9 protein-coding genes and 1 pseudogene are annotated in these 8,808 nt (G+C 34.2%); 7 read left to right on the top strand and 3 right to left on the bottom strand.

What is annotated here, in order from left to right:
- The 3 genes and pseudogenes from AB4Y90_RS16225 to AB4Y90_RS16215 all read left to right on the top strand — a co-directional run.
- A pseudogene (locus AB4Y90_RS16225) lies at window positions 1-150 on the top strand (Crp/Fnr family transcriptional regulator); the annotation flags it as partial.
- 63 nt (window positions 151-213) lie between these two features.
- On the top strand, window positions 214-645 hold the full coding sequence (locus AB4Y90_RS16220; protein WP_441558617.1) for a MauE/DoxX family redox-associated membrane protein: 432 nt from the start codon (window positions 214-216) through the stop codon (window positions 643-645).
- A 5-nt stretch (window positions 646-650) separates the two neighbouring features.
- Window positions 651-1,121 carry a carboxymuconolactone decarboxylase family protein gene (locus AB4Y90_RS16215; RefSeq protein WP_441558616.1) on the top strand — a complete coding sequence of 157 codons (471 nt, stop codon included), beginning with the start codon at window positions 651-653 and terminating at the stop codon, window positions 1,119-1,121.
- On the opposite strand, the gene AB4Y90_RS16210 is transcribed toward AB4Y90_RS16215, so the two are convergent.
- Both AB4Y90_RS16210 and AB4Y90_RS16205 read right to left on the bottom strand, forming a co-directional pair.
- On the bottom strand, window positions 1,016-1,351 hold the full coding sequence (locus AB4Y90_RS16210; protein WP_441558615.1) for a PPC domain-containing DNA-binding protein: 336 nt from the start codon (window positions 1,349-1,351) through the stop codon (window positions 1,016-1,018). The genes AB4Y90_RS16215 and AB4Y90_RS16210 overlap by 106 nt on opposite strands.
- 60 nt (window positions 1,352-1,411) lie before the next feature.
- On the bottom strand, window positions 1,412-2,026 hold the full coding sequence (locus AB4Y90_RS16205; protein ID WP_441558614.1) for an NAD(P)H-dependent oxidoreductase: 615 nt from the start codon (window positions 2,024-2,026) through the stop codon (window positions 1,412-1,414).
- Between the two features lie 166 nt (window positions 2,027-2,192).
- Between AB4Y90_RS16205 and AB4Y90_RS16200 the strand changes: the two genes are divergently transcribed.
- Window positions 2,193-2,993 carry a substrate-binding domain-containing protein gene (locus tag AB4Y90_RS16200; protein WP_441558613.1) on the top strand — a complete coding sequence of 267 codons (801 nt, stop codon included), beginning with the start codon at window positions 2,193-2,195 and terminating at the stop codon, window positions 2,991-2,993.
- A gap of 456 nt (window positions 2,994-3,449) precedes the next feature.
- The gene (locus AB4Y90_RS16195) at window positions 3,450-4,949 is read left to right on the top strand and encodes an ABC-F family ATP-binding cassette domain-containing protein (protein ID WP_441558612.1); all 1,500 of its coding nucleotides are present in this window, start codon (window positions 3,450-3,452) and stop codon (window positions 4,947-4,949) included.
- A gap of 131 nt (window positions 4,950-5,080) precedes the next feature.
- On the opposite strand, the gene AB4Y90_RS16190 is transcribed toward AB4Y90_RS16195, so the two are convergent.
- The gene (locus tag AB4Y90_RS16190) at window positions 5,081-6,079 is read right to left on the bottom strand and encodes a hypothetical protein (RefSeq protein WP_441558611.1); all 999 of its coding nucleotides are present in this window, start codon (window positions 6,077-6,079) and stop codon (window positions 5,081-5,083) included.
- A gap of 161 nt (window positions 6,080-6,240) precedes the next feature.
- Between AB4Y90_RS16190 and AB4Y90_RS16185 the strand changes: the two genes are divergently transcribed.
- Together AB4Y90_RS16185 and AB4Y90_RS16180 are read left to right on the top strand one after the other, a co-directional pair.
- Window positions 6,241-7,527, top strand: a complete 1,287-nt coding sequence (locus AB4Y90_RS16185) for an adenylosuccinate synthase (protein WP_039364844.1) — start codon at window positions 6,241-6,243, stop codon at window positions 7,525-7,527.
- A gap of 629 nt (window positions 7,528-8,156) precedes the next feature.
- Window positions 8,157-8,808, top strand: a 652-nt coding sequence (locus AB4Y90_RS16180) for a hypothetical protein (RefSeq protein ID WP_441558610.1), incomplete at its 3' end; no start/stop codon positions are given.

Below are 8,808 nucleotides of genomic sequence, written 5' to 3'. Positions count from 1 at the left end.
ATTTATGAGATGTCGAAGGAAGATTATTATATACATTTCAGCACTTTATATCCCGGTTTTATTCAAAGAATTCCGCAATATTTACTGGCTTCATTTTTAGGTTTTACTCCGGAATATTTAAGCGAAATAAGAGCAAAATTACGTTCTTAAACCAGTTTAAGATTTTTACAGTTTGCAATTCGCACCTTTGTCCTGTTCATAAAAATAAATGCTATGACAGACAAAGATTTCAAATTTCCGCAGTTATTTTTAAGATTTGCAATTTCTTTGACCATGCTTTCTGCAGTTGCGGACAGGTTCGGTTTTTGGGGTGAAAATTCAGCTTGGGGAAATTGGGAAAACTTTGAAAAGTATACCCGGCAATTAACATTTTTTCTCCCGGAATTTTTAAGCAGATTTTCGGCTTATACCGCTACTTTTTTAGAAATATTATTTTCGTTGATGCTGATCTTTGGTTTTAAAACGAAGGCAGCAGCTTACGGTGCAGGATTTTTATTGCTTGTTTTCGCTTTATCAATGAGCGTTGCTTTAGGAGTAAAAGCACCTTTGGATTTTTCGGTCTGGATTGGAAGTGCGGCGGCTTTTTTATTGGCAACACAAAAAGAATTTTATTTTTCAATAGATACATTAACTAAAAAATCATAAACGTTATGAGTGCAAGAATCAATATGGCAACTGCAGATGCTGCCGCTTACAAAGCAATGATGGGACTTGAAGGCTATCTTCAGACTATTTCTTTAAACCATATTCAGAAAGAATTAATCAAAATAAGGGCTTCACAGATCAATGGTTGTGCATTTTGTCTGGATATGCACACGAAAGATGCAATAAAATATGGCGAAACTCCGCAAAGAATCTATCTCCTGAATGCTTGGAGAGAAGCTTTGGAGCTTTATACGGAAGAAGAACAGGTGCTTTTGGCGATGACGGAAGAGATTACTTTAATCAGCCAAAAAGGTCTGACTGAAGAAACGTATTATAAGGCTAAACAATTATTTGATGAAAGCCAGATTGCTCAGATAGATGGTTCTTTTTCATTCCATGCGATTGAACCTGTCAAGCTTCCCATTTCCACTTTATTAAATGTTTTCGGGTTGAATTTTTTCTTGTTAAAATCGTAAAATCCAAAAGTTACTTCCGATGCAAAACCAATTCCCGTAAAACTTGCAGACGGAATTTTTTCTGTTTTCACCATATTTTCAATTTGGGAAATCACATCATCACCTTGCCGCAAAACCATCAGATAACCTGTCGGAGTTTTGGTGTAACGACATTGATCTTTTTGCTGTGCTTTCAAATTCGTTATTGATGCAATTGTTAATACAATAAAAATATTTCTCAGTGCCTTCATAATCTCGTAATTTTAATTGGTAATGAAACTTTTGCACCAAAATAAAATAATGAAGTCTTATTAAGCTAATTGAGGCTTTAATTCCTTTTCAAAAACAGCAGTAAGATGTTCCCGGTACAATTTCATATCACGCTCGATGTTTGCATTTTTTTCTACGTCATGGAAATGAAAACTATTCATTTTTTCTAAAGAAACGAACGCATTCATCCTGTGAAATCCAAAAAGAGGCCCGTTGTCTACACTTGTTTCGTTGAAAAATTCTCCGGGAAGCGTGAAAGCTGTTTCCGGTGCGTTCCAGCTTGTGGTCACCATATATTTTCTGCCGCCCAACATTCCTCCGGTTCCATAGTTGATTTTTGGATTTTCAGAAGTTCTGCCGTCGCTCATGTAAATTCCTTTGGTATGACCTGCAGTGAAAACTTCATCGATATATTTTTTCAAACCATTCGGCAACTGAAACCACCAAATCGGAGTGTGGTAAATAATATAATCTGCCCAGACAAATTTTTCTACTTCTTTATTTTTATCATAATTTTCTCTTACGTTGGTAATTTTTACCTCAATATTTTCGAATTTTTCTAAAACTTTTAATGTGTTTTCTGCAATAGTCTGATTATATTTTCCTCCTGAATGTCCGAAGTTTTGTCCACCGTTGATGATTAATACTTTTTTCATTTTGTATGATTGTTTAAATTTTACTCTGCAAAGTTATGTTGGGATTTTGTATAATTAAAATAATATAATTTATACCTTTGTATTATAATTCTGATGGATTTGTAAGTGAATGGTGAAAAGTCAATTTGCTTCGCTTGTGAATTTTATCAGATTAAAAAATTGACAATTGACTGCAAAGAAAATTGACAATTCACTATATACAATTCACACCAAAACAATGGTAAATCTCGAATGGTATCGAGGAAAGGTTTTGTTTCATGCGATTTCAGAACCATTAACAAAATTAGAAGAAGTTGAAAAAAACTTCCAGAAATCTACTGAAAAACATACCCCGACGATCAGTGTGGGAATGTGTTTTGAAACTTTTCAGACGACTTTGGAGCAATATGTTTCAAGTCTTGATTTTAATCTGATTATCAGCTTTGGGGAATATCCCGAAATGCTCGATCAGTTGGATAAAGGAATTTTAGATTTAATTATTACCCCTAAAAAAGGAACGTCGCCCAATATTTTGCATGAAGCTTTTTCTTCAGAGCAGATTATTTTGGTAGGCGGAAAAGAGGTTGATACGAAAAGTTTTGATAAGATTTTAAAAACGAAAGATTTCCAACAAATTGAAGACTGGCTGAAACATGAAAAATGGTACGGAACAACCGGAGATATGGAACATCTTTTCCAGTTTTGGCTGATGAATTTCGGACATAAACCTAATTTCAGGCCCAATTATATTGTTCCCAATTTGAATTCGATTATCCGTTGTTTGAAAGGTGGAACCGGTTTGGCTGTGGTTCCGGATTTTTTGTGCAAAAATGAAATTGAAAGCGGTGAAATACAACTGATTTGGGAAGGCGATAAAAAACTGGAAAATACACTTTACTTCGGCTGCCGCAAAAAGACCATGTATCAATCTGAAATCGATCACATCAAAGGACTTTTCCGTCAAGTGATGAGTGGAGTAGAGGCTTGATTTTACTGAATTTTATTTAAGAAAAATTCCCCTCCTTTGGAGGGGTGGCGAAAATTTCAGAGAAATTTTTGACGGGGTGGTCGTGTTTTCAAAACTTTTATAGATGATTTCTACGGAAAGATAAAAACTTTAACTGTAGGTGAGTGTGTAATGTAGGACTAAAACTCTTAGCCCCGATTGCAGTGAAAATCCTTTTTTGAAAAAAAAGATTGTAACGAAAAGCGGGAAAAGCTCCAAAAGAGAAAAAGGTGGAAGTTTACACGTGTAAGATAAGAGATTCTTCCTTTGTCAGAATGACAAACTTTGCAGTAAGAGATTTTGAAATGTTCCAAAATTATTATCTTTGCATCATACAAAACCCAAAACATCAGACATGTAGAATTTAATTTCTTTCAGATTTTATAGACAATAACGAGTGAAGTTATTGCAATTTAACCTTAATTAAAGAAAGAAATTATGTTTTTTTTACACAATATATCCTTTGGGTTTCCGGCGGGGAATCTGCTTTTTAATTCTATCAACTTAACGATACCTTCACACTCAAAATCGGCTTTGGTCGGGAGTAACGGTATGGGAAAATCTACCTTGCTGAAAATCATGGCGAATGAAATTGAACCTTTGGAAGGAAATGTCAATAGTCAGGGTGATTTATTTTATGTTCCTCAAATGTTCGGGAATTTTAATGAATTGACGATTGCGGAATGTTTGAAAATCGATAAGAAACTTGATGCGCTCCAAAAAATTACGAATGGAGATGTGGATGAAATTTATTTTGAAACATTGAATGACGATTGGGATATCGAAGAACGCTGTCAGCAAGCTTTGCAATATTGGAAACTCGAAAATTTAGATCTTAATCAAAAACTAGAAAGCCTGAGTGGAGGACAAAAAACAAAGGTTTTTCTGGCGGGAATTCAAATCAATCAACCTGAAATTATTTTACTGGACGAGCCGACGAATCATTTGGATTTGGAAGGTCGAAATCTGTTGTGTGATTTTATTGAAAAAACGAATTCAACGGTTGTGATGGTCAGTCACGATCGTACTTTGCTGAATTTGGTGGATACCATTTTTGAATTGAGCAATCAGGGAATTTCAACGTATGGCGGAAATTATGATTTTTATGCCGAACAAAAAGAAATTGAAAATGAAGCCTTGCAAAACGATATTCATTCCAAAGAACGGGCACTGAAAAAGGCAAAAGAAAAAGAACGTGAAACGATTGAACGAAAACAAAAACTCGATGCACGAGGAAAAGGAAAGCAGGAAAAATCGGGTGTGGCGAGAATTATGATGAATACGCTGAGAAATAATGCCGAGAAAAATTCTTCAAAATTAAAGTCTGTTCATGCCGAGAAAATCAATGATATTTCCGGTGATTTGCGGGATTTACGTTCATCAGTAAGAAATTCGGATCAGATGAAGGTGAATTTTAATGATTCGAATCTGCATTCCGGGAAAATTTTGATTTCTGCGGAGGAAATTAATTTTAAATATAATGAAGAAAATCTTTGGAAAGAAAATCTCAATCTTGAAATCCGAAGCGGTGACCGAATTTCGATTAAAGGTTCGAACGGTACGGGAAAAACGACTTTGATTAAGCTGTTGTTGGGAAATTTGCAGCCTTCTGTCGGAACGATTTCGAGATCGGATTTTCAGACGATTTATATTGATCAGGAGTATTCTTTGATTGATAAAAAGGCGACGGTTTATGATTTTGCGCAACAGTTTAACGATAATGTTTTACAGGAATCTGAAGTGAAAACCTTATTGTCAAGATTTTTATTCAGAAAGGAAACCTGGGACAAAAAGTGCGATGTTCTGAGTGGCGGAGAGCGTCTGCGACTTCTTCTGTGCGGACTTTCCATCAGTAATAAAGCGCCCGATATGATTATTCTCGATGAACCGACAAATAATGAAGAGAGGTTTTGTTGGATTAAAGATATTTCTTTGTAAATTATAAACCTAACAGTTTTTTAAAATTGTTAGGTTTATAATTATATTTAATTAAATCTTTTCGTTAAGTTTTTTAGAAAAAATCGAATATAAAAATCTTTTATAAAACTTGATTTCTCACCTTAATTAATTTAATTTATCTCTATAAGATTGTTCCAATATTTTTCAAAGGGTATATTTTTATCTTTACAATATTTCTCAATTTCAGAATCATTTGAAAAATATTTATCACAAAATTCTTCTAATTCTTTTTCTGCACCTTTGATATACTTTTCACTCGCAGTTAATAATTTTTCAGTTTGTTCAATGAAGTTTTCAAATTCTCTATTTATTTTACATAATTTATCAATGGTTTTAAAATCTAAATCACGATAAACTGCTGGAAACAATATTTTACTCTGATATGGATTTGCATTTAACTCAATTATTCCAATACCGAAAGATTGATTAAGTCTAGACATTTCTTCCTGTAAACTATCACTAAATTCAAACGCAACTAAATATCCGTAGTTAGACCAACTTGAATTAGAAACCGCTTGAAAATATGCTTTTTTGAGTTCACTATCACTATTAATTTCTCTTTTAAGTTCGTATGAACTTAGTTTAAATGTATCAACACGATTAATTGACTTGAGGAAATTTTGACTTGCTTTAGTTTGAAGATTTAGAAATTTAATTCCAACCATGTCCGGATGAGTCCAGATTTGATTATTATCTTTTCCATTAGACTGTTCATGAAATATTGTTTTTGAAAATGTTTCTGTATTTTTCAAAAAGCTACTTAAGAGTTTATGTAAATCACGCTCTTCATAAACTTTTGTTTTGACTTTTATTTCCTGTTGAATTTCAATTGAAGTTATACTTTCTTCATTTAGTATTTCTTGTTCGATTTGATGTTCATTTTTAGTCAAATAATAATAGTAAATTCCATTCGACTTTTTCAATCTTTTAACCCTAGAATCTCCACTTCTTATATAATCTCCAAGCTGAGCGGAAATAGTTGCTCCTGGAGTTTTTCCTTTTGAAAATATATAATAATTTTTTTCAACAATGTGATTTAATACCTCAACATTATAAACAGGAATTACTAAATCTTCAAGACTTTTTAAAATAGCTTCTTTTACTGTCATTAGCTTAATAATAATTGATTTTCAAATATAATATAATTAAATATCAAAATTATACCATCAACCAATATGATTTCCACCCACCCAAAAATAAAATCCCCCTCAAATTTGCGCACCCAATTTTTTAAAAGTAATTTTGCATGAATCTAAAATAAAAGTAAAATATGTCAACTTACGTAGTTGTAGGTCTTCAGTATGGAGATGAAGGTAAAGGAAAAATCACGGATGTTTTATCGGCAAAATCGGATTACGTTGTACGTTTCCAAGGTGGGGACAACGCTGGTCACACGGTTTATGTAGGTGAAGAGAAATTCGTTTTGCACCTTCTTCCATCGGGAGTTCTTCAGTGCAAAGGGAAGTGTATCATTGCAAACGGAGTAGTGGTAAATCCTAAATCTTTCATTAAGGAGGTGAATCAGATCGAAAGCAAAGGCTTGAAAACTGATCACATTTTCATCAGCAGAAGAGCGCATGTCATCATGCCTTACCACATTCTTTTGGATACTTACCGTGAGGAAGAACACGGAGGAACGCAGATCGGAACGACGAAAAAAGGGATCGGACCTTGCTACGAAGATAAAATCGCAAGAGTGGGAATTAGAATGATCGACCTTCTGAATCCTGAAATTTTAAGAGACAAAATCGAGAAAAACTTAAAAATTAAGAATTCTCTTTTTGAAAAATATTACGGAAAACCGACATTAGACGTTGAAGAAATTTACAACGAATATTTAGAAATCGGAAAACAGCTTCAAGACAGAATCGTTGATACGGAACTGGAATTAAACGAAGCGATCAGAGATGGTAAAAACGTTTTATTCGAAGGAGCACAGGCTTTAATGCTTGATATCGACTTCGGAACATATCCTTATGTAACTTCATCTTCTCCATCTACAGGAGGGGTTTGTTCAGGAGCGGGAGTTCCACCAACATCTCTTCAAAACCTGATCGGTGTTGCAAAAGCATACTGTACAAGAGTTGGAAACGGACCTTTCCCGTCAGAATTAGATAACGAATTAGGAGAAAGCATCAGACAAATCGGTGGTGAATTCGGAGCAACTACAGGTAGACCAAGAAGAACAGGTTGGTTAGACCTTGTTTCTTTGAAGCACGCTTGTATGATCAACGGAATCAATAATTTAGTAATTACAAAATTAGACGTTCTTACAGGAATTGAAAACCTAAAAGTTGTGACTCATTACAAAACTGAAGACGGAAAAATCATCGATTATTTCACTTCTTCAACAGAGAAATTGTACAACTACGAACCAATCTACCAAGATTTACCGGGTTGGAAAGAAGACATCACAAAAGCAAGAAGCTATGATGAACTTCCACAAACGGCTCAGGAATATATCGAGTTTATCGAGAAGTATTTAGGAATCAACGTTTACTTGGTTTCTGTTGGGCCTGAAAGAAGCCAGAACATCATCAGAAAAGAATTATTCTAAGGAATATTTTAAAATAATTAAAAAGAGACTGTCAATTTTGGCGGTTTCTTTTTTTTGCGTCATTGCGATAAGCGAAGYGACAAAGCACTCAAACAAACTATAAATAAAGCTTGTCATTCTGAACAAAGCGAAAGCGCAGTAAAGAATTTCTATATACTCAAACTTACTCACTCTTAAAACTCTCCAACTCAATATAAGGAGCTATTTCCTGCTGTCCACTATATCTTTTTTGTTTTGCCTTCACTTTTCCCTAAGCTGAAAAACAAAAAAGGATGCCGTTTCCATCAGGGCTAGTTATGATGAGGCTTTCTTTTGGAGGGTAGATAAAGATCAGTTAGATGCTTTTTTACAATTAAATTTCTTAAGACCACCCCGGCAAAAATTTCGAAGAAATTTTCGCCACCCCTCCAAAGGATGGGAATTGCAAACTACGATCATCAAGCTTCTATCATCCTGCATCAAAATAGTATTCAATAAATAGTTAATTTTTATTTTATCATCAATTTTAACAAAATGTTTCTCTTTTATTAATTTTTTGGCAGAAATTTTGATATTGTTTCAAAGATTATTTTAAAACCTATTGAAAACTGATAATCTATAATATATTAACAATTTTAATTTTTGTAGTGATGAAACACCTAGAACACAACCAGGATTTTCGGCTGAACGAAATCCTTTTCGAAAACCGTAACAAAGCGTATGGAGCTTATGTACTAAGAACAGAATCAGACAGAATTTTAACCAAAGCATTTTTTATAGGTGTCGGTTTATTGGCTGCGGTTTCTATTATTCCTGTAGTTATTTCTGCTTTTAATTCTACAGAAGTTACTGATAATGGAGGATATGAATTGCCTCCTCCGATTAATATCGTTGAAGTTCCAGAAACTCCTCCTGTAGTGACCCCTCCAAGAACAGTTACGCCACCGCCTCCAAGTGTAAGACAATATAATTCTCAAGTTGCAACTCCTACCAGAAATGCAGACGAAAGTAATATTGTAACCGAAATTCCTAAAGATGCGATTGCTGGTGTGAAGAATGACTTTGAAGCTCCGGTAGCTCCAACGATTAATGTACCTACACATGTTATCTCTGGACCAGGAACAGTTGCTCCGCCAAAAATAGTTCCTGTTGTTCCTGTAGAAGATCCTAATGAAATTATTGGTGAAGGGGGATTGAGCAAGAGTGCGAAATTCGAAGGCGGTATTGATGCTTTTAGAAATAAAGTAATGAATAGATTTGATGTTTCTGCTTTTGAAGACGAAGGTAGTGTAAGTACAATAG

This window comes from Chryseobacterium sp. 2TAF14, assembly GCF_052115105.1.
Taxonomy (GTDB): Bacteria; Bacteroidota; Bacteroidia; order Flavobacteriales; family Weeksellaceae; genus Chryseobacterium.
Note: the sequence above shows the minus strand (reverse complement) of the source record. Positions and strands in the feature narration are given on the sequence as shown.

Coding starts and splice junctions, on each gene's coding strand:
- AB4Y90_RS16220 (WP_441558617.1), top strand. CDS start 214: ATGACAGACAAAGATTTCAAATTTCCGCAGTTATTTTTAAGATTTGCA.
- AB4Y90_RS16215 (WP_441558616.1), top strand. CDS start 651: ATGAGTGCAAGAATCAATATGGCAACTGCAGATGCTGCCGCTTACAAA.
- AB4Y90_RS16210 (WP_441558615.1), bottom strand. CDS start 1,351: ATGAAGGCACTGAGAAATATTTTTATTGTATTAACAATTGCATCAATA.
- AB4Y90_RS16205 (WP_441558614.1), bottom strand. CDS start 2,026: ATGAAAAAAGTATTAATCATCAACGGTGGACAAAACTTCGGACATTCA.
- AB4Y90_RS16195 (WP_441558612.1), top strand. CDS start 3,450: ATGTTTTTTTTACACAATATATCCTTTGGGTTTCCGGCGGGGAATCTG.
- AB4Y90_RS16190 (WP_441558611.1), bottom strand. CDS start 6,079: ATGACAGTAAAAGAAGCTATTTTAAAAAGTCTTGAAGATTTAGTAATT.
- AB4Y90_RS16185 (WP_039364844.1), top strand. CDS start 6,241: ATGTCAACTTACGTAGTTGTAGGTCTTCAGTATGGAGATGAAGGTAAA.